Annotated in this window: 20 protein-coding genes, 1 tRNA gene and 1 pseudogene; 12 read left to right on the plus strand and 10 right to left on the minus strand. The window is 71.2% G+C overall.

The annotated features are described in order from the left end of the window. Window positions 1–62 precede the first annotated feature (62 nt). The 5 genes from ABH935_RS44820 (at window position 63) to ABH935_RS44840 (ending at window position 2,966) form a co-directional block, all read left to right on the plus strand. Window positions 63–524 (plus strand): peroxiredoxin, encoded by a 462-nt coding sequence (locus ABH935_RS44820; protein ID WP_370384156.1) that lies wholly within the window; start codon window positions 63–65, stop codon window positions 522–524. Window positions 525–588: 64 nt separating this feature from the next. Then, the gene (locus ABH935_RS44825; RefSeq protein ID WP_370384107.1) at window positions 589–930 is read left to right on the plus strand and encodes a hypothetical protein; all 342 of its coding nucleotides are present in this window, start codon (window positions 589–591) and stop codon (window positions 928–930) included. Window positions 931–1,015: 85 nt separating this feature from the next. Beyond that, window positions 1,016–1,717 (plus strand): Tellurium resistance, encoded by a 702-nt coding sequence (locus ABH935_RS44830; RefSeq protein WP_370384108.1) that lies wholly within the window; start codon window positions 1,016–1,018, stop codon window positions 1,715–1,717. A 205-nt stretch (window positions 1,718–1,922) separates the two neighbouring features. Then, window positions 1,923–1,994 (plus strand) — tRNA-Val (locus tag ABH935_RS44835). Window positions 1,995–2,195: 201 nt separating this feature from the next. Then, complete coding sequence (locus ABH935_RS44840; protein WP_370384109.1) at window positions 2,196–2,966, plus strand: DUF6082 family protein; 771 nt, start codon at window positions 2,196–2,198, stop codon at window positions 2,964–2,966. Here the strand turns inward: ABH935_RS44840 and ABH935_RS44845 are convergent. Then, complete coding sequence (locus tag ABH935_RS44845) at window positions 2,952–3,224, minus strand: hypothetical protein (protein WP_370384110.1); 273 nt, start codon at window positions 3,222–3,224, stop codon at window positions 2,952–2,954. The two genes, ABH935_RS44840 and ABH935_RS44845, sit on opposite strands and share 15 nt — an antisense overlap. A 214-nt stretch (window positions 3,225–3,438) precedes the next feature. On the opposite strand from ABH935_RS44845, the gene ABH935_RS44850 reads away from it, so the two are divergent. Both ABH935_RS44850 and ABH935_RS44855 read left to right on the plus strand, forming a co-directional pair. Then, window positions 3,439–4,185: a protein phosphatase 2C domain-containing protein gene (locus ABH935_RS44850; protein ID WP_370384111.1), complete on the plus strand. Its 747-nt coding sequence runs from the start codon at window positions 3,439–3,441 to the stop codon at window positions 4,183–4,185. Window positions 4,186–4,233: 48 nt separating this feature from the next. After that, window positions 4,234–4,704 carry a metal-dependent hydrolase gene (locus ABH935_RS44855; protein WP_370384112.1) on the plus strand — a complete coding sequence of 157 codons (471 nt, stop codon included), beginning with the start codon at window positions 4,234–4,236 and terminating at the stop codon, window positions 4,702–4,704. 78 nt (window positions 4,705–4,782) lie between these two features. Here ABH935_RS44855 and ABH935_RS44860 read toward each other — a convergent pair whose 3' ends face one another. Continuing rightward, window positions 4,783–5,232, minus strand: a complete 450-nt coding sequence (locus tag ABH935_RS44860) for a hypothetical protein (RefSeq protein ID WP_370384113.1) — start codon at window positions 5,230–5,232, stop codon at window positions 4,783–4,785. Between the two features lie 145 nt (window positions 5,233–5,377). Continuing rightward, window positions 5,378–6,712 (minus strand): aminotransferase class I/II-fold pyridoxal phosphate-dependent enzyme, encoded by a 1,335-nt coding sequence (locus ABH935_RS44865; protein WP_370384114.1) that lies wholly within the window; start codon window positions 6,710–6,712, stop codon window positions 5,378–5,380. 27 nt (window positions 6,713–6,739) lie between these two features. On the opposite strand from ABH935_RS44865, the gene ABH935_RS44870 reads away from it, so the two are divergent. After that, complete coding sequence (locus ABH935_RS44870) at window positions 6,740–7,522, plus strand: pyridoxamine 5'-phosphate oxidase family protein (RefSeq protein WP_370384115.1); 783 nt, start codon at window positions 6,740–6,742, stop codon at window positions 7,520–7,522. A 253-nt stretch (window positions 7,523–7,775) separates the two neighbouring features. Here the strand turns inward: ABH935_RS44870 and ABH935_RS44875 are convergent, their stop codons facing one another. From ABH935_RS44875 to metF, 3 genes are all read right to left on the minus strand, one after another. Next, window positions 7,776–8,939 carry a steroid 3-ketoacyl-CoA thiolase gene (locus tag ABH935_RS44875; protein ID WP_370384116.1) on the minus strand — a complete coding sequence of 388 codons (1,164 nt, stop codon included), beginning with the start codon at window positions 8,937–8,939 and terminating at the stop codon, window positions 7,776–7,778. Window positions 8,940–9,586: 647 nt separating this feature from the next. After that, on the minus strand, window positions 9,587–10,105 hold the full coding sequence (locus ABH935_RS44880) for a GNAT family N-acetyltransferase (protein WP_370384117.1): 519 nt from the start codon (window positions 10,103–10,105) through the stop codon (window positions 9,587–9,589). Between the two features lie 145 nt (window positions 10,106–10,250). Then, entirely contained in the window at window positions 10,251–11,198 is a 948-nt protein-coding gene (metF, locus tag ABH935_RS44885; protein ID WP_370384118.1) for a methylenetetrahydrofolate reductase [NAD(P)H], read from the minus strand. 90 nt (window positions 11,199–11,288) lie between these two features. Between metF and ABH935_RS44890 the strand changes: the two genes are divergently transcribed. Beyond that, a complete protein-coding gene (locus tag ABH935_RS44890) occupies window positions 11,289–12,392 on the plus strand; it encodes a polyprenyl synthetase family protein (protein WP_370384119.1) in 1,104 nt (367 codons plus the stop codon). A 169-nt stretch (window positions 12,393–12,561) separates the two neighbouring features. Here ABH935_RS44890 and ABH935_RS44895 read toward each other — a convergent pair. The 3 genes and pseudogenes from ABH935_RS44895 to ABH935_RS44905 all read right to left on the minus strand — a co-directional run. Further along, window positions 12,562–12,747, minus strand: a pseudogene (locus ABH935_RS44895) (EamA family transporter); the annotation flags it as partial. A gap of 2 nt (window positions 12,748–12,749) precedes the next feature. Then, the gene (locus ABH935_RS44900) at window positions 12,750–13,346 is read right to left on the minus strand and encodes a histidine phosphatase family protein (protein ID WP_370384120.1); all 597 of its coding nucleotides are present in this window, start codon (window positions 13,344–13,346) and stop codon (window positions 12,750–12,752) included. Window positions 13,347–13,424: 78 nt separating this feature from the next. Continuing rightward, window positions 13,425–14,513, minus strand: coding sequence for a glycosyltransferase family 2 protein (locus tag ABH935_RS44905; protein ID WP_370384121.1), 1,089 nt, complete (start codon window positions 14,511–14,513; stop codon window positions 13,425–13,427). Between the two features lie 1,027 nt (window positions 14,514–15,540). Between ABH935_RS44905 and ABH935_RS44910 the strand changes: the two genes are divergently transcribed. The 3 genes from ABH935_RS44910 to ABH935_RS44920 all read left to right on the plus strand — a co-directional run bounded on the left by ABH935_RS44910 (window position 15,541) and on the right by ABH935_RS44920 (window position 17,606). Next, entirely contained in the window at window positions 15,541–15,918 is a 378-nt protein-coding gene (locus tag ABH935_RS44910) for a DUF6504 family protein (protein WP_370384122.1), read from the plus strand. A 134-nt stretch (window positions 15,919–16,052) separates the two neighbouring features. Beyond that, complete coding sequence (locus ABH935_RS44915) at window positions 16,053–16,583, plus strand: SAV_6107 family HEPN domain-containing protein (RefSeq protein WP_370384123.1); 531 nt, start codon at window positions 16,053–16,055, stop codon at window positions 16,581–16,583. A gap of 612 nt (window positions 16,584–17,195) precedes the next feature. After that, complete coding sequence (locus ABH935_RS44920) at window positions 17,196–17,606, plus strand: TSUP family transporter (RefSeq protein WP_370384124.1); 411 nt, start codon at window positions 17,196–17,198, stop codon at window positions 17,604–17,606. Here ABH935_RS44920 and ABH935_RS44925 read toward each other — a convergent pair. Then, window positions 17,574–22,337, minus strand: a complete 4,764-nt coding sequence (locus ABH935_RS44925) for an ATP-dependent helicase (RefSeq protein WP_370384125.1) — start codon at window positions 22,335–22,337, stop codon at window positions 17,574–17,576. The genes ABH935_RS44920 and ABH935_RS44925 overlap by 33 nt on opposite strands. Between the last annotated feature and the right edge of the window lie 25 nt (window positions 22,338–22,362).

A 22,362-nucleotide genomic window follows, 5' to 3' on the forward strand; every position in this document is an offset into this window, starting at 1 on the left:
CCGGAGCGGCGGCCCCGGGCGCGGTCGGACCGGCCTCGCAGGTCGAAGCGGAGCAGCCGCCGGTGCCGGCGGTCGGCGAGCGGGCCCCGGCCTTCACGCTGACCGACCAGCACGGGCAGACCGTCTCCCTGGAGGATTTCCGGGGCAAGCAGGCCGTGCTGCTGGTCTTCTATCCGTTCGCCTTCTCCCGGGTCTGCGGCTCGGAACTGCAGGCGATCCATGAAAGCGTCGACGACTTCCAGAACGAGCGCGTCCAAGTGCTCGCGGCGTCGTGCGACGCGCTGTACTCGCTGCGCGCGTACGCCGACGAAGCCGGCTTCGGCTTCCCGCTGTTGGCCGACCACTGGCCGCACGGCGGGGCGGCGCGCGCGTACGGGGTCTTCGACGAGGAGCGCGGTTGCGCCGTCCGAGGGACCTTCCTGATCGACAGTGCGGGGGTGGTGCGCTGGACCGTGGTCAACGGCCTGGCGGACGCACGCTCGCTGGACGAATACCGAGCCGCCCTCACCGCGGCCGGCGTGTGACCCACCCCATCCGACTCGCCGGCCGAGGCGCCGGCGACTCACCCGTATAGGAAACCTCCACGCCATGCCCTGCCACCGCTGCGGCGCCCGCCAGACCGACCCGGTCCGAGGCGCGTCACCGTGGCGGCGGGGCGTGCGCGCGGGCGAGCAGGTCCTGGTCTGCCCGGACTGCCAGAACGGCCGGGACTGGACCGCCGACCTGGCCCACTGCGCCGCATGCGGCTCCGCCCGCCTGGTCCGCGCACTCGGCAACACGCAATGCAAGGACTGCGGAGCCGAGGACCAGGTGACCGCGGAAACCACCGCGGCCGCCGAGAACCCCGCCGAATCACGCTCCGGCGCCACCTCCTTGTCCGAGGACGTGCACGCCGCCCTGGAGCGCCATTTCGGCCAGAGAACGGACTGAACGTTCCGCCTTGCCACCACTGGGTAGCAAACTGTAGTCAGATGGACAGGGATGTCAGACAACTTCATCACCGAGGGGTAGAGCGATGCGCCTGAACCGGATGATCATCAGGGCGTCCGACGAGGGCGAGGGGGGCAACCGCGTGGAGAAGATGACCGCGGCCCGCCCGATCCAGTCGCTCTCCAGCCGCGGCGCCGCCACCGGCACGCTGCGCGTGAACCTGATCTGGGACCAGCTCCCGATGATCCCGACCCCCCGCCCCACCGGAGGCCTGAAGCTCTCCTCCCGCCGCCTGGAACCCCCGCCGATCAGCCACGGCCGCCTCGTCGACCTGGACCTGGGCTGCCTCTACGAGTTCACAGCCGGCCAGCGCGGCGTGGTACAGGCCCTGGGCCACCGCCGCGGCGACTTCGAACGCCCGCCCTACATCCGCCTGGACCAGGACGACCGCAGCGGCAGCGCCATCGGCGAGAACCTGTTCATCAACCTCGACCACGCCGACGAACTGAACCGCGTCCTCATCTTCGTCTTCGCCTACCAGGGCGCCTTCGACGGAGCCAACGCAAAGGTCACCCTCCACCCCGCCATCGGCAACCCGCTGGAGATCAAGCTGGAGAACCCGATCGCGCACGCGAAGTCCTGCGCCGTGGCCATGCTGCTGCGCCACGGCTCCGAGCTGGTGGTCCAGCGCGAAGTGCAGTTCACCACCGGCTTCCAGTCGGAGCTGGACCGCATGTACGGCTGGGGCATGCGCTGGCAGGACGGGCAGCCGAAGGGGCTTGGCTGAGGCGGTTACTGGGGTTCGCAGCGGGCTCGTGGCGGGTCCGCTGCGGGTCCGCTGCGGGGCTGCGGCGGGTCTGTGGTGGGTCTGTGGCGGGGCTGCGGCGGACGCTCGGCCCCGTCCGCGCTCCCGCCCGGGAATCACGTGCCGCAAGACCGGGTCGGGTCGGGTACTCTTTCCCTCTTGAGGGTCGCCCCGGCGGCCTTCTGGAGGGCGCATAGCTCAGCGGAAGAGCACTCGGCTTACACCCGAGCGGTCGGCAGTTCGAACCTGTCTGTGCCCACCTGATGCCGGTCCTTCGCACCATCGACCAGACGGATGTCCGTCTGGTCGATGTCTTTTCCGCGACGCTTTAAAGCTCTTCGGAACCGGGAACACACCTGTCAAGAGGTCTGCCTGGTCAGGGTCGTCATCCACCGGGGATCGCAGGGGCACGGCGCTTCCAATTCAGCACAGTCGCACCACTCGCGAGAGCGAGCTGTCGATGGAGCTGCTCATGGCCGATCGGGACGATGTCAAAGCGCCAGACGTCATGAGGCGCGTCTTCACGGTCCGCCGTGGGTCGCTGATTGTTCTGGCTTTCTGCGTCGGTGTCTCGTTCTTCAGCGTCGGCATCACGGCATTGCTCGCCGTGGTTCTTGGCCGAGGGCTGCAGAGCCAGATGGGAACGCTGGGGCAGATCTTCGAGTCGGTCAACGCCGTCTTCTCGGGTCTGGGGTTCATCGCGCTGGTCATCACGTTCCGGCTGCAATACGACGAGCTCCGGCTCCAGCGGCAGGAACTCGAATCCCAGCGGCAGGCCATGGACAGGACTCAGATCCAGCTCCGGCGGAGCGCCAAGGCCGACATCCGCGCCTGCCATGTCGAGCTCATGCGGCTTTCCATGGAGGACGCGGAGCTGGCCGCCGTCTGGCCGGAGTTCCAGACGGGGCTGTCCGCCACGTGCACGAAGCAGTACACCTACGCCAACTTGATCGTTCAGCATCAGCGCATGATGTACGACCTCGGCTTCTTTACCGAGGACGACGTGCGGAAGCAGTTCCACTACCTTTTCACCAGCTCGACCATGCGAGGCTTCTGGGAAGCCAGGATGGTGGCGCGACAGGTGACCATCAGGATGGGTTCTCCTGAGTGGACCTTCGACATGTTGGTGGATGCGGCATATGGCGACACGTGTTTGACGAGCGCGATTCCCAATCAGAGCGACCACGCCGCCGATGCTCTCGGCGGGGAGGCGAGATCAGACGCTGCCTGACAAATCGCGCAATGCGCTCAGCAGCACTTCTCGGGGGACCACGACGACCCGCTCCGTATCGGCGCAGCCGGCGTCCGGCGGCAGCTGAAGGCGCATACCCACGTCTGTTCCGATGACGGCGAAATCGCCGCTCGTCAGCTCGAACAGGTCGGGGCAGTTCGAAGTCTCCGTACAGTCCATCCGCTCGCCGGGCGCCGGCCCCAGTCGGCGAGCCACCCGCAGCTCGTCCCCGTCCCCGTTGATTGCTTCATGCGACATGCAGGAACGGTACGGGGCCGGGTGATGTGCGCGCAGCCGAACGCGCCGATTGCCGCCGCCTATTCAGTGAAACTTTGCGCCCAATAGACGTAGTGGTTCAGCGCCATTCGCATAACTGACGAATTATATCCATAGCAGCATATCGACCAATGAGTTGTTGCCGGGCTGATACCGTTTCTCGTCGATCGGGTCGGCCCGAGGGAGGGCGCGGGGAATGGAAGTCACCTACATCTGCCAGGCAGCATCCGACCTGCGGCCCAACGACGACTTCGTCCTCGCCGCAGAGCGCTTCGTCATCGTCCTGGACGGTGCCACCGAACCGGCCGGTGTCGACTCCGGCTGCGTCCACGACGTCCCGTGGCTCGTCGCGCATCTCGGTGCGAACCTCGCCAGCGTGCTGGCGCGGGAGCCACAGGTGCCACTGACGGATGTGCTGCGGCAGGGGATCTTGGCGACGATGTGCGACCACGAGGGCAAGTGCGATCTGCGGAATCCCGACAGCCCGTCGACCACTGTCGTGATCCTGCGCTGCACGGCCGATGCGGTCGACTACCTCGTGCTCGGCGACTCTGCCGTCGTCATCGAGCACGGCGACGCCAGCCTCACCGTCGCGCACGACGACCGGACCGCCCACCTGAGCGATTACAGCCGCGAGGGCGTCAGTCGGCTGCGTAACAGCGACGAAGGATTCTGGGTCGCCTCCAACCGCCCTGACGCGGCCGACAAAGCTCTCGTCGGCAGTATCCCGCTCGGTGGCGTTACGCGTGCCGCGCTGATGACCGACGGGATCACGCGCCTCGTCGAGCGCTACGGCCGGTCGTGGCTCGATCTGCTGGAGGGCATGGAGAAGTACGGCCCGCGCCAGCTCGTCGCCGATGTGCGGGCCGAGGAGCTGGCGGCGCCGGGCGCCTACGGCGGCAAGCTCCACGACGACGTCACCGCCGTCTTCTGCCGGTTCTGACGCGAGCCTGCCGGGGGTCGGGATCACCGCTCGGCTAGCGTGGGGCGCATGCTGGTGACCAATCACGTCCTGTCCGGAGCGGTCATCGGCGCAGCCGTACGACGCCCGCTGCCCGCCCTCGCGATCGGCGTCGCGTCGCACTTCGCGCTCGACGCGCTGCCGCACTGGGGCAAGTGGGAGACCGAGCAGCAGTTCCTGCGGGTGGCGGTGGCCGACGGCCTCACCGGTCTGGCCGCGATGGGGGTCATCACGCGCGCGGTGCTGCGCACTCCGGGAAACGGGCGCGCGAAGCTCGCCGCCTCGGTGGTCCTCGGCATGGCCGGGGCCGCGATGCCGGACCTCGACAAGCCCGCGCACATCATCTTCAAGCGCAAGCTCTGGCCCGACGCCGTCAACCGCTTCCACGGCCGCATCCAGGACGAGGAGCCGCACCGGTTCTTCTCGCACGAGCTCGTCGCCGGCGCCGGGTTCGCGCTGGCGGCGGCGACGTTGATCGCGCGGCGCGGCACCAACCGGTGACCGCTAGGTGCTGAACGCTAAAGGGAAAGAGCTAGCGCGGGTACTACGCGCGAACCGCTAAGCACTCAGCACTCAGCACTAAGCACTCAGCGGATAGACAACCCGCCCGCGATCCACCGGCAACTCCTCGACCGCTGCCGTCGAAGCGAGGTCGATCACCTCATCGCGCACGTCCGGCTCCGGCAGCGCGGCCGCCGCGGCGGCGGGCGCCGGCTTCGGCTTGCGCGGCACCTGCGCCCCCGACGAGCCCCCGCGCCCCGGATACACCAGCAGGCCGTTCACCGGATCCGGCACGGCGTCCAGCGCCGCCTGCACCAGCGTCGCCTCGCGGAAGGCGGACCAGCCGCCGACCGTCGTGTCCTCGGGGAAGCAGAGTTCGAGCACCACGCCCCACGGACGTTCGACCCAGGCCCAGTCCTCCGCGCCGAACTCCAGCGCGGTGCGGATCAGGTCGCGGCCGTGCGCGTCCTTCCAAGAAGCCGCGGAGAACTCGCCGTCCGCGACCTCGATCGACCACCATTCGCCCACCCGGCCACGGTATGTCGGGGCCGGGGGCGAGAGAAGGGCTCCGGGACGGCAGGGACCGGCGTTCGCCACGGGCGAACAGATTATGCGAATTTCCTACACTGATTTCCTGCGCCGACTTGCTCCACAGGCTTCCTACGCAGACTTCCTACACCGAGCCGTTGGAGCCGGAGGCTGTCAGGACTTTGCCGAGGGCGTCCGCGAGCGGTTCGACGTCGGCCATGTCCAGCTGCGCGACGGTGACGCGGATGCCGGGCGGGCTGTCGACGCGGAACCAGGCGCCGGGGGCGACCGCCCAGCCCGCCGCCAGCAGGCCGCCGACGACGACCGCCTCCTCCGGGACCGGGACCCAGACGTTGATGCCGCTGGTGCCGATCGCCTTGATGTCGCGCGCCGCCAGCGCGGTGATCAGGCTGTCGCGCCGCTCGCTGTAGGTGCGGGCCGCCTCGACGATCTGCGCCTGGACCGCCTCGTCCGTCCACAGCCGGTGCACCTGGGCCTGGATCAGCTGGCTGACCCAGCCGGCGCCGAGCCGGAGCCGCCCGGCCATCCGGCCGCCGGTGGTGCCGTCGGCGGCGACCACCGCGCAGCGCAGGTCGGGGCCGTACGCCTTGGACAGGGAGCGGATGTGGGCCCAGTGCTCGGTGACGCCGGTCACGGTGTGCAGGGCGTGGTGCGGGGTGAGGTCGGCGCCGTGGTCGTCCTCGATCACCAGCACGTCGCGGTGCTCGGCCAGGAGCTTGCGCAGGGCCTTGGCACGCTCCGCCGACACCGCGGCGCCGGTCGGGTTCTGCGCGCGGCTGGTGATGATCACCGCGCGCACGCCCCGCTTCAGTGCCGAGGCCAGGCCCTCCGGCGTCATGCCCTCGTTGTCGATCGGCACCGGCACGGCGGTCAGGTTCATCGCCGGCAGCAAACGGTAGACGGCGCCCCAGCCCGGATCCTCAACGGCGACCGAGTCTCCGGTGCGCAGATGCGCGGTCAGGGCACGGTCGATGGCGTCGCCGGCGCCGAACGTCAGCAGCAGGTCGTCGACCGCGACCCGGCCGGCGCCGATCCGCGCCCGGGCGGTGTCGAGCAGGTCCGGCAGGATCATGTCGCCGGAGTAAAGGCGCTGCGACGCCCCTTCGGGGAAGACCAGCTCCGGCAGCAGCCGGCGGTCCGGGTCGCCGGTGACCAGGTCCTTCGCGCCGGGCGGGATCGGGAAGCTGAGGTTGCGCGGCGCGGTGGCGGGCTGCATGCGCACCCGGGTTCCGCGCCGTCCGGCGGTCTCCACCGCGCCGCGGTCGCGGAGCAGGCGGTAGGCGGCCGAGACCGTGTTGGGGTTCACCCCGAGCTCGGCGGCCAGGTCCCGGATCGGTGGCAGCGCCCGGCCCGGCGGCAGCTCCCCGTCGGCGATGCCGGCCTCGATCGAGGCCGCGATCTGGCTGGCGCCCCGGCCGGAGATTTTGTACGCTGCCGGTGAGGTTGTTTGAACTACCACAGTGACTAGTTTGCACTAGGACGAAACATGACGCAAGCGGCCCCCAGCCCGACCCCGACTCAGAGCCCGACGCAGGCCCCCGCCGATCCCCGCCCCGCCCGCGACGCCGAGACCGAGGCCTGCCTGTTCGGCCACGGCGCCGAGGGCGAATACGCCAAGACCCCGCGCACCACCGCCACCCGCTACCAGGGCCGGGTCGGCTACGACCGCGCCGCCGTCCACGCCGTCCTCGACGAGGCGCTGGTGTGCCACCTGGCCTTCGTCCTCGACGGCGCCCCGGTGGCCCTCCCGACCGTCCACGCGCGCCTCGGCGACCGCCTCTACGTGCACGGCTCGACCGGCGGCCGCTTCGCCGGCCTGGACGGCGAGCCGGTCGGCGTGACCGTCACCCTCTTCGACGCGCTGGTCCTGGCCCGCAGCTGGTTCCACCACTCGGTGGCCTTCCGCAGCGTCGTGGTCCACGGCACGGCCCGGGTGGTCTCGGACCCGGCCGAGCGCCTGGACGCCATGCGGGCCCTGATCGACCACATCGCCCCCGGCCGCACCGCCGAATCCCGCGAACCCACCCGCAAGGAGCTGGCGCAGACCGCGATCCTGGCCCTGGACCTGGAGCAGGTCTCGCTGAAGGCCCGGGACGGCAAGGTCGCCGACGACGAAGAGGACCTGGCGCTGCCGTACTGGGCCGGGACCATCCCGCTGAGCGTGGCCGCCGGCGCCGCCAAGCCCAGCCCGGACCTGCTTGACGGCATCACCGCGCCGGATTACGCGCAGCACTACTCGCGCCGGCGGTTCTGCGGATGCGAGCACTGAGACAGCGGGTGGGGCGCCGGGTGTCAGTTGCCAAGCCCCAGCCCCAAGCCGGTGGTGGGTGATCAGAGGGCGGATTGTGACGATTTGCGGCATACGGAACCGCCGGCTGACTACGAAACGAGCGAAACGGTCTAGGAGCAAGCATGGCTAGACAGGTGGCCTGCCGCATCCTGGTTGGCTGTAAGGGCCACCTGGCGACGCCAGGCGCCGCTCATAGGGCGTTTCGCGCCGCGAATTGTCACAATCCGCCCTCTCAGACCCGCTGGATGATCGTCGCGATCCCCAGCGCCCCGCCCTGGCACATCGTGAGCAGCGCGAACTCCTTGTCCGCGCGCTCCAACTCGTGCAGCGCCGTGGTGAACAGGCGCGCGCCGGTGGCGCCGACGGGGTGGCCGATGGCCAGCGCGCCGCCGTTGACGTTCACCTTGGCCAGGTCCACGTGGTGCACACGCGACCAGGACAGCACCACGGAGGCGAAGGCCTCGTTGATCTCGAACAGGTCGATGTCGCCGGCCGTCATCCCGGCCTTGGCCAGGACCGCGGTGGTGGCCGGGATCGGGCCGTCGAGGTGGAAGTAGGGGTCCGAGCCGACCATCACCTGCGCGACGATCCGGGCGCGCGGGCGCAGTCCGAGGGCGCGCGCCGTGTCCCGCGACGCCCACAGCACCGCCGCGGCGCCGTCGGAGATCTGGGAGGCGGTGCCGGCGGTGTGGATGCCGTCCGGGAGAACAGGTTTCAGTCCGGCCAGGCCCTCGCGGGTGGTGTCGCGCAGCCCCTGGTCGCGGCTGACGCCGCGCCACATGCCGTGCTCGTCACGCTCTTCCTCGCGGGTCGGGACCTGGACCTCGAACACCTCGCGGTCGAAGCGGCCCTCGGCCCAGGCCTGCTTGGCGCGGGCCTGCGACAGTACGCCCAGCTCGTCGATGTCGTCGCGCGTGATCCCGTGCTTGCGCGCGATCCGTTCGGCCGCCTCGAACTGGTTCGGCATGTCCAGGTTCCACTCGTCGGGCTGCGGGCGCCCGAAGCCGGACTTGGCGTTGGCGCCGATCGGGACCCGCGACATCGCCTCGACCCCGCAGCCGATGCCGACGTCCACGGTGCCGCCGGCGACCATCGAGGCCATCAGGTTGTTCGCCTGCTGCGAGGAGCCGCACTGGCAGTCGATCGTGGTGGCGGCGGTGGAGTACGGCAGGCCCATCGCCAGCCACGCGGTACGCGCGACGTTGAACCCCTGCTCGCCGGCCTGGGTGACGCAGCCCCCGACGATCTGCTCCACCGCGTCGGCCGGCACGCCGGTGCGCTTGAGCAGCTCCCGGTAGGTCTCGCCGAGCAGGTACGCGGGGTGCAGGGTGGCCAGGTCGCCGTTGCGCTTGCCGATCGGGGTACGCACCGCCTCGACGATGACGGCTTCGGACATGGACGGCCTCCTGCCGGGACGCTCCCGCCAAACTGATACAGGTTCTAGTTTTGTGAACCTAACAGCTATCCCGCGACAAGGGAACGGGCCGCCGGAGGTGAACTCCGGCGGCCCGCTTCGACCGGCCCGCGGCGGACGCGCGGGGTCCGTCAGTGGCAGCAGGCGCCCCCACAGGCGCAGTTGCCGCCGCTCTGGCAGCCGCATTTGCAGCCGCCGCCGCAGCTGCAGCTCCCGGCCTCCGGCTCCAGGACGACGATCGGCAGCGCCCGGCTTTCGGCGGGCGTCGGCGGGGTGCCTTCGAAAGGCGTCTGAGGGACTTCCGACAATGACTGCTTTGCCATAGCGCCTCCTTCGCTGGCGGCGGTCCGGGCGGCGCGGCGGGGATCCGCCACAAGCCGCCAATGCCACCGCTTTCCAGTCAAAAGGGAGATCCGGCCCGGGTCAATGGCCGCTCGGCACACGCCACCCGGGGCGCCAGGGGGCGCGCGGCGGAGTGGGGGTTCTTCGGGGGCTGGTTCGGGTGGGTTCGGGGGCTGATTCGCGGGCTGATTCGCGGGCTGGTTCCAGGGCGAGCTCGGGCCTGCCGACCTGCGTCTGTCAGCCCGGTCAGCCCGGTCTACTCGGTCAGCCCGGTCGCCGTCGTCCGCCTACCGCGCCCCAGCCAGCGCGATCCCGGCCGCCGGCGGCAGATACGTCGGTCCCGAGAGGTCCCACCCGGCGATCACCTTCCGGTAGTGGATCAGCTCCTGGTCCGGCGCCGGCCTGGTGCGCGTGTACTCGCGGTAGCCGGCGGCCGTGTACATGCGCTGGTTCTCCCACATCATCGCGTGGGTCAGGAGCCTGAGTTCGGGCAGCCAGAGCTGGCGCGCGTGCTCCTCGGCGAAGGCCAGGACGCGCCGTCCCAGGCCGCGGCCCTGGCGGTCCGGGGCGACGGCGAAGTTGTCCAGGTGTAGCCAGCCGTCCTCGGGGACCAGGGTGACGGTGGCGATCGCCGGGTTGCCGACCACGAACAGGCAGCCGCGGCGCATCAGGTGCGGGTAGTCGGCGTCCATCGGGGCGGGGCGGGCGCCGATGCGGTCGACATAGTGGCGGTAGGCCGAATGGGTGACGGCGTGGACCGCCGCGAGGTCCACCGGAACCGCGTATCGGACTCCCAGCGGCTGCATGTACGTGCCTCTCCTTCTCTGGCCCCCTCGGCTGTTCATCGCAGGCTGGCACACGGCGCGCGACGGGATGGCCCGATCAGGCGTCGTTCATCAGACAAGGTGACAGTGCTGGTGAGTGGACCGGGGCAGAGGCGGAGCCCGGACTTCAGGCAGACAAAGGCATCCCCGTAGCCGCCACATGCCGCTGGTCGAGCCCCAGGTTCCGGTAGATCTCCAGCGTCGCCGTCGACATGTTCAGCGTGATGAAGTGCAGCCCCGGCACCCCCTCGGCGAGCAGCCGCTCGCACATCCGGGTCGTCCACTCCACGCCGACCTCGCGCACCGCGGCCTTGTCCCCGTCCACCGCCACCAGCGACCGCTCCAGCTCGGCCGGGAACGCCTGCCCGGTGAGCCCCGTGATCCGCTTGATCTGCGCGACGTTCGTCACCGGCATCACGCCGGGCAGGATCGGCACCTCGCATCCCGCCGCCGCGACCCGGTCGCGCAGCCGCAGGTAGTCGTCCGTCAGGAAGAACATCTGCGTGATCGCGAAGTCCGCGCCCCGACGGCACTTCTGCACGAAGTGCGCCACATCGGAATCCCAGTCGGGGGAGCGCGGGTGCCGCTCGGGGAAGGCCGCGACGCCTACACAGAACTCACCCGATTCCCGCACCAGATCCACAAGCTCGCTGGCGTAGTTCAACCCCTCGGGGTGCGCCTCCCAGTCGCCCAACGGGTCGCCCGGCGGGTCGCCGCGCAGCGCGAGGATGTTGCGCACCCCGGCGTCCGCGTACTGCCCGATGACGTGCCGCAGTTCGGCGACGGAGTGGTTGACCGCTGTGAGGTGCCCCACAGGCGTGAGCGTGGTCTCCGCGGCGATGCGCTCGGTGGTCTCCACCGTCTTCATCCGGGTCGTCCCGCCCGCGCCGTACGTCACCGAGACGAACGTCGGCGAGTAGCCCTCCAACCGCCGCAAAGCACGCCAGAGCTGCTGCTCCTGGACCTCGTTCCGCGGGGGGAAGAACTCGAACGAGTAGGAGCGCTCACCCCGGGCGAGCAGCTCGCGGACGGTGGCGGCGCGATCCGGCCGCACGGAGGGGAGTCCCAGTGCCATGAATCCACCGTACTGAGCATGTTGCCCTTTGTAAGGCAAGGAAGCCGCACGTCCCGAGACGCGAGACACGGGCCTTCGAGGACCAGCCGTATGGTTGTTCCCGTGAACCCCCTGGACCGCCACTCTTTGCGTAACCGAGTAGACGCCGCGTTGTCGGCGTTCCTGGACCGTCAGGGCGCGGCCCTCATCGAGATGTCGCCCGAGCTGGCGCCGCTCCCGACGGCACTGCGCGAGTTCCTGGACGGCGGCAAGCTGATGCGCCCGGGGTTCTGTTACTGGGGATGGCGCGGAGTGCTCGGCGACAGCGCGACCCCCGAGGAGGAGGACGGCATAGTCCACGCCGCCGCCTCTCTGGAACTGCTCCAGGCCTCGGCGCTGATCCACGACGACTACATGGACGACTCCGACACCCGCCGCGGCATGCCGGCCATCCACCGCCGCTTCGCCGCCGCGCACCGGGAGGCCGCGTGGGAGGGCTCCGGCGCGCGCTTCGGGGCGGCGGCCGCGATCCTGCTCGGCGACGTGTGCCTGACCTGGTGCGACGAGATGTTCGCGGGCACCGGGCTGCCGCCCGAGCGGGTCGCCGCGGCGCGCCGGTACTTCGACGTGATGCGCACCGAGGTCATGGCCGGACAGTACCTGGACGTGCTGGCGCAGGCGCACGGCCTGGACGAGCCCGAGCGCGCGGCGCAGCGGGCGCAGACCGTGATCCGGTTCAAGTCCGCGAAGTACACGATCGAGCGTCCGTTGCACGTCGGCGCGATGCTGGCGGGCGGGACCCCGGACGTGATCGCGGCGTTCTCGGCCTACGGCCTGCCGCTCGGCGAGGCCTTCCAGCTGCGCGACGACGTGCTGGGCGTCTTCGGCGACCCGGCGGCCACCGGCAAGCCGGCCGGCGACGACCTGCGCGAGGGCAAGCAGACGCTGCTGGTCGCGCTGGCCGCCGCGCGCGCCGACAGCCCGGCCGCGATCAAGACCCTGCGCGGCGAACTCGGCAACCCCGACCTGGACACCGCCGGCGTCGCCGAACTGCAGGACATCATCCGCGCCACCGGCGCGCTGGACGACGTCGAGGCGCGCATCGCCGCGCTGACCGACCAGGCCCGGACGGCACTCGCCGCCGCGCCGATCGACGCCGAGGCCAAGGCGGTGCTGGGGGAGCTGGCGGTCATGGCGACCGCTCGCAAGAAGTAGGGCCTACGACACGCCCGGGCCGCTCACTCGTTCGACGCAACTTCTTCGGCGATTCGGGGCGGTGGGGGCTTGGTCGGTGGGATGCTGGGCGCACGGCTTACCGTTTTTTGGGGTGGTTTGTCCCCCTGGTAGGGCGGGGCCCTACCCACTCATCATCATCATCATCACCGGCGAGCAGGGCGAGCCCCATGCCGAGGTAGTCGGCGGTGGGGCGCGGCCGCATCAAGGCGACGACTCCTGCCGCGGCGAGTACGGCGCAGCCCAGGTCCACGCGTCTGTGCGAGCCGGCCAGCGCGATCGTGAGGGGGCCGAGGAACTCCAGCGTGACCGCCTCGCCGAGACCGATCCGGTCGATCGTCACCCCTGCTGGTTCAGCCCGTCCACCACCGGCCGCGCATGCTCGAACCCGAGCCGCGACACCGCCGCCGTGTCCAGCCGGAAGAAGCGTCCGCCCGTCGCCGGCAGCCCCAGCCAGCGCGCGCATAGCACGCGCAGCACGTGGCCGTGCGCGACCAGGCAAACGTCCTCGCCGTCGCCGTCGGCCAGCATCGGCCGCACGCGCGCCAGCACCCGGTCCACCCGCGCGCCGACCTGCTCGATGGTCTCCCCGGGATGCTCATGGTCGCCGGGCACGACGCCGTCGTCCCACAAGTACCAGCCGGGCCGGTCCTGGTGGATCTCGTCGGTCGTTATCCCCTCGTAGCCGCCGTAGTCCCACTCCAGCAGGTCGGGATCCTCGACCGCGCCGGTCAGGCCAGCGAGCTCGGCGGTGCGCACCGCGCGCGTCAGGGGACTGGTGTAGACGGCGCCGAAGGAACGGCCGGCCAGGAGTTTGGCGGCGGCGCGTGCCTGGTCCTCGCCGACGGTGGTCAGCGGCAGGTCGGTCAGGCCGGTGTGGCGGCCGGAGCGGCTCCACTCGGTCTCGCCGTGGCGGAGCAAGATCAGCTCAGACATGTCCCCGAGCGTAGCCGGAGACGAGGCGGTGTGCGTGGCGGGTGCGGGTACGGGGGATGACGGGGGCTCGGCCCGCCGTCAACGCCCCGACTCCGATGTCGCGACGGACGCTGCGACCGTGGCCGAGACCGATGCCGCGGCCGCCTTCGATGCCGAGCCCGACGTCGAGCCTGATGTCGAGACCGACGCCGCGACCGCCTCGGCCATCGCCTTCCCCGCGTAGCCCGCCGCCCGGTTCGCCGCCGCGTCCGCGACCGGCCCCGCGGACGCCGTCGTCGGACGCGTCGGCGCGCGCCGCACCTGTACCGGCCGTCCGGTCGCGGGCCGCACCTGCGTCGGCGCCGTCGTGAACGCCGCGAGCAGGCGGCGTGCCGTGTCCGTGAACGAGTGCAGGATCGAGTTCTCCGTGTCGTTCAGCGGGTGGCGTCCGCCGGTGCCCGTCACGGTCGCGACGCCGGCGCGCTCGCGCGGCCACAGCGAACCGTCCAGGAACTCTATGGCGTGCCGTCCGTCCAGCAGGGCAACGTGTCCGCCCGCGCGCCGGACCGCGCGCAAGAGCCCTGTCTCGCCGTGTGCGTCGTGCGCCGCGTTGCAGTGGCCGCCGACGCGCCAGTACGTCTCGCTGTCGACCGCCAGCAGCCGCGCCGACGTCGACGGCCGCGGGCCCGAGGTCGGCGTACGCTCGGCCGGCGTGCGCCGCCGCGCCTCCGCGACCACCAGGTCCATCCGCTGCGGCCCGCGCAGCGCCGCCACCGCCGCCGCGATCGCGCCCGGCGCCAGCGCCAGTCCCGGGTCCGCGAACACCATGGCCTTGCCGCGCGCGGCGACTGCCAGCTGTTCGCAGGCGTGCGCGTGCGCGCACCAGCCCTGCGGGGTCGGCGCGCCGATCAGCAGGCGCAGTCGGGGATCGTCCATCGCGGCCTGGAGCACCAGCCGGCGGGTGAGGTCCGTGGAGCCCGCGTCCAGGAACACCACGTCCATCTTCGGCACCCGGGTCTGGGCCAGCAGTGCCCGCACACAGCGCAGCACGCGGCGCTCGTCGTTCAGGAGCGGGACGAGGACCGAGACGGTCTCGGCGGCCGGGGGCGGGTCGGCGGACAGCGTGGACGGCGCGAACGGCGCGGGCAGCGCGGCCGGGGCGCCTGCCGGGTGTCGATTTCGTCCCACGGGCTAAAGCATCCCCACCGCGGGCCTTGATCGCAGCGTGGCGGAAAGCAGGGTGGGCCGTGAGGGTGACTGCGCGGGAACTAAACGACCCAGATGCGTGGAGACTGCGGGGGAATCGGGCTCTGCGGCGTGCTCTCTATAGCGGGCTCCTCAGAGGTTCCCATAAAGGAGGGGCGGGACCCGCGCCCCCACAGACGCGGATCCCGCCAAGGCCTGATGGCCTTCCCTACCCCCACTAGCACCCCCACCGGGTGCGTCGGAGGCTGCGTGAAGCAGCACATCCGATCATCCATATAGACGTTCGAGGGGGTGGGTTGGGTTGCAGTGTGACAGCGTTCTGTATGTTGCGATTTAGTAACAGCGTTCTCCAGCGCCGTCGTCGGACGTATGCGCAGGTACTCAAGCCGGACCTGAGTACTAATACCCATGAGGACTGTCGGTGTCATGCGTCACACTTACTGTCGGCACGACGGCTGCGCCACGGTGGGTGTCGGGGAGGCACGGCCGGCCGGGTGTCGGTGGGGAAGACCCGGTCCCGTTTGATGAGGCACTGCCGACACGGGGCGGCAGAGCTTCGTGAAACGGGACCGGATCGGGCGGTCCGGTGGTCGGCGGGTCGGTGCTTCAGAGGCCGGCAGCCATCGAAAGTGCGGCGGCGTTGAGGGTTTCCCTTCGCCGCCGTCCTCCTTTTCGCAACTCGGGCGGACGGGTTTTGTGCGGTCGGCCCAGCAGCGACATGGGCCTGGTGCAGGGCGAACGCCGGCCGTGGTGATCGTCCTCGCGGCATCCATTCACTCATTTGAGCGAGCCTTGACTCGATTCCGTTGAGGGCGGGTGGCTCTCGGGGGTAGCCTGGCTCAAGTCGAACAAAGATTCGATGATGGTCCGGACGCCCGGATCGGCCACCCCGCTGGGTGGTCGCGGGAGGGGAAGCCCGTGGCCGGCCCTCGGCCGGTCCGGGCGGACGGACGACAGAGGTGGCGGCTATTCGGAGGCTGCGATGAGTGCGAATGGGACGGGTGCCGCAGTGAGCACCGATGACGAACTGATCGACGTACTGCGTCGCCATGGCGAGCCGGCGCATTTCATCTGGCGCGGCAAGCTCTACCGCGTGCGCCAGGTCCTGTCGCACTGGATCCAGGTCGGCGCGGACTCCGGCGAACTCCCGTCGGTGCTGCTGCGCACCGACCGGCGCCTGGGCACGTTCGAGACCTTGGTGTTCGGCCGCGACCGGGAGATCGAGCGCGAGCTGTGGAGCGTGCGCGCCAGCGTGGGGCGGGAGGGTGACGTAGAGGTGTTCCAGCTCTGCCACGACGTCACCTCCGGCGGCTGGCTCCTCGTCGCCGAATCGCTCAGCTGCCTGCCGGAGCACATCGGCCGCGTGCTGAAATTCCCGGAGAACTGACCGCCACGGCCGTTCATGGGGATTTCCCGCCTTGAACACCTGTTTTTGTCAGTGGGGCCTGTCACTGTGGAAGAGACATGCTGCGAGTGTCCGACATGTCATCAGTGGACCCTGACTAGTACAGGGAGGGAACTATGCCCGCCGCTCTCACAAGCCCGGACACGGGACCGATAACAAGCTCCCGAGCCCACCCGCCGCCGCTGCCCCCGATGGGCTCCGGCGGCCACCGGCGCGGACCCGCCTCGCGCTCCGCACGCGACCTGTTCGAGCAGGCCGTGCACGAGCTGGCCGAGGCGGTCACGACGTCGCACCCGTACGACCGCTACTGCGGCGCGCACATGGCGGCTCTGCACGCCTCAGCCGCCGTGGTGACGGCCCGCGCGGTCCCGGCAGCCCCGACCCGCCGCCGGCCGCGCAGCGTCTGGGACCTCCTCTATCGCGAGGCCCCGGAACTGGCGGACTGGGCCGCGTACTTCGCCTCCGGAGCCACCCGCCGCGCCGCCGCCCAGGCCGGCCTGCCGAACGCCGTCAGCGACGCCGAGGCCGCCGAACTGGCGCGCGAGGCCGAGGTGTACCTCGGCGTGGTCGCGCAGCTGCTGGGGCTGCCGTACCAGGACGGGCTGCCGCTGGGGTCGGGTTCGGGGGAGCAGCCGGCCGCGAGCTGACGCTTCTCGGGGGAGCATCTGATGCCCCGGCCGGAACGTGGGTGTGGGCCGGGAGGCGGTCTGAGGCCGCCACATTTCGCCGGATGATTCCGCTGAGCTGAGGCCGGGTGTCGGTCGCGGCTTTCTCAGGGTGCGATGAGCGCTGGTTGGTGCGCGCGGGGCAGTTGGTCGCGGCCTGGTGTGCGCGGTGGTGGTGCCTGGTCGCGCCCGGTGGCTGGGTAGCGCGCCCGGTGGTGCTGTTGTGCCGCGTGTGCAGCTGCGCGGTGGTGCTGTCGTGCCTTCGCGCTGTCGTGTGCCCCGAATACACGCGCGCACTCGGTGGTGCTGTTGTGCCGTCGTGCGTGCCGGGGCGGCGTTGTCGTGCGTCGCCACGTGGTGCGGTGCTGTCGTGCGTGGCCGCGTGGTGTTGTGTTGTGCGGTCGTGCGGTCGTGCGGTCGTGCGGTCGTGCGGTCGTTTTGCTCCGCACGTGCGCGCCACTCGGCGGTGCCACCTTACCCGGTGCGCGAGGTTGCGCGTCGGCGAAACGCGGCGACCTGGCCGACGCGTGGGCGAGCGAGCGGCGACCGGCGACGTGATCACGACGTGATCCACGCTCGCTAGGGTCCGGGGCCATGGACATGGCGCACGGAGCGGTGCTGCTCGGGGCCGCAGCGGGCGCCGGCGGAGTCGACGCGATCGTGGGCGGCGGCGGCCTGATCCAGTTGCCGACGCTGCTTTTGGCGTACCCGAACCTGCTCGCCGCCGTCGCCCTCGGCACGAACAAACTCGCCTCGATATCCGGCACCAGCACGGCCGCGGCCACATACCTGCGGCGCACGGCGGACTGGAAGCCAGCCAGCAAACCGACCGCTGCCTGCTGGTCCGGGCCCGGCCTGGCCCTTCCCAGCTCGCGATTCTGCGTGCTCCCCGACGACTCCTATTTGGAGCTACGAAAAGGTGTCGGCGTGTTGTTCCCGGGGGTCACTCGATCGGCCGTGTGGGGGGTTGGGTCAGGCGCGGAGGCGGAGGCCGGAGGGGGTTGAGCGGAAGCCGGCGGCTGCTAGGGCTTGGGCTAGGGCTGAGTTTTTGCCTGCGTAGAGGACGTCTTCGCCGTCGGTCTTTGAGACCGTCAGTTTGCCGAGCCAGCCGTCGCGGACTGTCAGTGCTAGGGCGTCCACTGCTGGTTGGAGGGTTGTCAGGTTCTCGGTCCAGGACAGGAGGGTGCGGCCGCCGCGTTCTACGTACAGCACCAGTTCGCCGTCTACCAGGACTACTAGGGCGCCGGCTTTGCGGCCTGGTTTGTGGCCGGTGGTGGGGGCGCCGTCTTCGGCGACGGGGCGGGTGGGCCAGGGGAGGGCTGCGCCGTAGGCGTTGGCGGGGTCGGTGGCGGCTAGGACTAGGGCGCCGATGCGTTCTGTTTCTTTCTTGGGGCGGCGGGGTGTGTATTCGTGGGGGGTGCCCATCAGTTTGTGGACGCTCTCGTCGATGGCGGCGCCGGTCGCCTCGCGGTCGCGGTTCTCCAGCGCCTCCAGTGAGGCGGCCAGGGAGCGGAGGCGGTCGACGGCGCCTTCGGCGGCGAACTGGGCGGCGCCGAGGCCTTCGACGAAGTAGCCGCGGCGCGCGCGGCCCGCCTCCTCGTAGGCCGACAGCACCGAGTACACGCCTGCGTAGCCGCCGGGGATGCGCTCGGCCATCACCGAGCCGCGCGTCACCACGCCGTAGCGGTCCATCAGTACCTCGCCGAGCAGGTGGGCGCGGCGCGTGGGGTCGGCGATGCGGGGGGACAGGCGCGACCAGCGGCCGGCGCCGGAGGGGTTCACTGCGGCGGCGGCGTTCTGGTCGGCCGCCACGGCTGCGACGCCGAAGCGCGCATAGCGGCCGCGGGGGGTGGGGCGGCGTGCCTTGTGGGCGCTCTTGCCCGAGTTCAGGAGGCCGCGAAGTGGTGCGAGGGTATCGTTGGTGACGTAGCCGGCCCAGAGCAGGTCCCAGAGTCCTGACAAAACTTCTGATGGGGGGAAGGCGTCTCCGACTCGGGCCACGATCCCGCGCAGGAACAAAGCCGCGTCGTCGCCGAGCGCCGCCAGGATCGCCTCGTGGACAGGGCCCGGGTCCAGCGCCTCTGAGGGTTCGGGAAGCAAAAGGGGTGCCAGCTCTGCGGGGCAGAGGGTTACCCAGCCGTCGTCGCCGGCCAACGACCCCGCGCCGGCCCAGACGACCTCGCCGGAGGAGGTCAGCTCGTCGAGCATCGTCGGCGAGTAGTCGGCGACACGCGAGGGCAGGATCAGGCGCTCCAGGGCGGAGGCGGGGACCACGGCGCCGGCCAGTTGTTCGACGACTCGCAGGACGCCGTCGGTGCCGCGCAGTGGTGATGACGCGGCGCGGCCGACGGATTGCCAGGCCGGGAGGAGCATGGCGAGGGTGCGAGGCGGGACCGGCTCGGCTTCCTTGCGCAGCGCTGCCATCGTGCGGCGGCGGACCCGGCGCAGGACTTCGGCGTCGCACCACTCCGTGCCGCTGCCGCCGGGACGGAACTCGCCGGACAGGACTCGGCCCGTAGCCGCCAGGCGTTCCAAGGCGGCGATCACCGAGGGCGCCGGGATGCCGAAGCGGGTCGCGGGTTCGATGGCGCTGAAAGGGCCGTGCGTACGCGCGTAGCGGGCGACCAAGTCGCCCAAAGGGTCGGCGACCACTGCGGTGAAAGCCTCAGGGATGCCCACAGGCAGCGGGACGCCCAAGGCGTCTTGGAGACGCCCCGCGTCCTCGATCGCGGCCCAGCGCTCCTCGCCGGCGATCCGGACCCTGATGACCCGGCGCGCGCCCTCCAGCTCCACCAGCCACGACGCCTCGATGCCGCGCGCCGCAGCCTCCGCCGTGGACAGCGGCCCGAGCAGGCGCAGCAGGTCGGCGGCGTCCTCGGCGTCGCGGGCGCGCCGCGTCGGCGTCAGGTACTGGAGCTCCTCTTCGAGGGCGATGAGGATGTCCGGGTCCAGCAGATCCCGCAGGCCGGTCTGGCCCAGTAGCTCGGCCAGCAGCGCCGGGTCCAGCGACAGCGCGGCGGCGCGGCGCTCGGCCAGCGGGGAGTCGCCCTCGTACATGAACTGCGCGATGTAGCCGAACAGCAGCGAGCGCGCGAAGGGCGAGGGCTGCGCCGTCTCCACCTCGACGATCCGCACCTTGCGCGCCTCGATGTCCCGGCACAGCTCGATCAGCCCCGGCACGTCGTACACGTCCTGCAGCACCTCGCGCACGGCCTCCAGCACGATCGGGAAGCTCGCGTGCCGCGCCGCCACCGCCAGCAGCTGCGCCGAGCGCTGCCGCTGCTGCCACAGCGGCGTGCGCTTGCCCGGGCGCGTGCGCGGCAGAAGCAGCGCGCGCCCGGCGCACTCGCGGAAGCGCGAGGCGAACAGCGCCGAGCCGCCGATCTCGCCGGTGACGATCTCCTCGATCTCGTCCGAGGCGAACAGCAGTCCCAGGCTCTCGGTGGTCGGGTCGGCCGCGTCGGTGTCCGGCAGGCGCAGCACGATGCCGTCGTCGGCGTGCATCACCTGCGCGTCCAGACCGTAGCGCTCGCGCAGCCGGGTGCCTATCGCCAGGGCCCAGGGCGCGTGCACCTGCGCGCCGAACGGCGAGTGGATCAGCACCTTCCAGTCGCCGAGCTCGTCGCGCGTGCGCTCGACCACGATGGTGCGGTCGTCGGGGACGCGGCCGGTGGCCTGCTTCTGCTCGCGCAGGTAGGACAGCAGGTTGTCGGCGGCCCAGTCGTCCAGGCCGGACTCCTTCAGCCGGGTCCTGGACGTCGCCTCCTCGGCCTTGCCCAGCTCGCGCAGGAACCCGCCGAGCGCGCGGCCCAGCTCCAGCGGCCGGCCGAGGGCGTCGCCGTGCCAGAACGGCAGCTTGCCCGGCATCCCCGGCGCCGGGGAGACCAGGACCCGGTCGTGCGTGATGTCCTCGATCCGCCAGGACGACGAGCCCAGCGTGAACACGTCCCCGACCCGCGACTCGTAGACCATCTCCTCGTCCAGCTCGCCGACCCGCTTGGCGCCCTCCTTCGCGCCGGTGAGGAAGACCCCGAAGTAGCCGCGGTCCGGGATGGTGCCGCCGGAGGTGACGGCCAGCCGCTGCGCGCCGGGACGCGCCGAGAGCTTGCCCTCGACCCGGTCCCAGACGATGCGCGGCTTCAGCTCCGCGAACTCGTCCGAGGGATAGCGCCCGGACAGGAGATCGAGCACTGATTCATAGGCGGAGTCCGGCAATGCGGCGAACGGCATCGCGCGGCGGACCAGGGCGATGAGATCGTCCGTCAGCCAGTCCTCGACCGCGACCATCGCGATGATCTGCTGCGCCAGCACGTCCAGCGGATTGCGCACCACCTTCAGCGACTCGATGGACCCCGACGCCATCCGCTCGGCCACCACCGCCGACTGCACCAGGTCGCCCCGGTACTTGGGGAAGATCACGCCGCGCGAGACCGCCCCGACCTGGTGCCCGGCGCGCCCGACCCGCTGCAGCCCGGCGGCCACCGACGGCGGCGACTCCACCTGCACCACCAGGTCCACCGCGCCCATGTCGATGCCCAGCTCCAGGCTGGAGGTGGCGACCACGGCCGGGAGCGTCCCGGCCTTCAGCGCCTCCTCGATGTCGGCGCGCTGCTCCTTGGAGACCGAGCCGTGGTGCGCGCGGGCCAGTACCGGCGGGGCGCCGGAGACCTGCCCGGCCTGCGCCATCATTTCGGCGGGGGTCGAGACGGCGAGGATCTGCCGGGTGCTCAGCGGGTCGTCGAGAGCGTCACGCTCGGAGCTGTCGGGGCCACCGCCGCCGACGCCGCCGGTGGCCCGCTCCCAGTGCGCCTCGTTCAGCTTGCCGGTCAGCCGCTCGGCCAGCCGCCGGGAGTTGGTGAAGACGATGGTCGAGCGGTGCCGCTCGATCAGGTCGGCCACGGCCGCCTCGACGTGCGGCCACACCGAGGCCTGGCGGCGGCCGGTCTGGTCGGCGGCGGCCAGCTCGCCGTCGTCGGTGTCCAGCGCCGCCATGTCCTCGACCGGCACCGACACCCGGATGTCGAAGGCCTTCACGATCTTCGGGGCCACCACCTCGACCGGATGCGGGCCGCCGAGGAACTGCGCGACGGTCTCGGCCGGCCGCACGGTCGCCGACAGGCCGATGCGCCGCGCCGGCCGCTCCAGCAGCGCGTCCAGCCGCTCCAGGGAGACGGCCAGGTGCGAGCCGCGCTTGGTCCCGGCGACCGCGTGCACCTCGTCGATGATCACGGTCTCGACGCCGCGCAGCGACTCGCGGGCGGCGGAGGTGAGGATCAGGAACAGCGACTCGGGCGTGGTGATCAGGATGTCCGAGGGCTTGGTCATGAACTTGCGCCGCTGGTCGGCCGGGGTGTCGCCGGAGCGTACCGCGATGTCGACCTCCGGCTCGGGCAAGCCCAGGCGCGCGGCGGCCTGCTTCAGGCCGGCCAGCGGCGCGCGCAGGTTGCGCTCCACGTCCACGGCCAGCGCCTTCAGCGGCGAGACGTACACGACCCGGCAGCGGCGCTTGGGCTCGCTCGGGGGCGGGCCGAAGGCCAGCCGGTCCAGCGCGGCCAGGAACGCCGCGAGCGTCTTGCCGGACCCGGTCGGGGCCACGACCAGGGCGTTCTTCTCGGCCGCGAGCGCGTTCCAGGCTCCGGCCTGGGCGGTCGTGGGCTCGGCGAACGCAGCCGTGAACCAGGCCTGGGTGGCCGGGTGGAAGTGCGTCAAGGCTGCGGACGTTTTCATACGATCCATAGTGCCTTGGCCGTCTGACAGACTT

Origin of the sequence: Catenulispora sp. GAS73 (genome assembly GCF_041262085.1) — a bacterium.
Classification (GTDB): domain Bacteria; phylum Actinomycetota; class Actinomycetes; order Streptomycetales; family Catenulisporaceae; genus Catenulispora.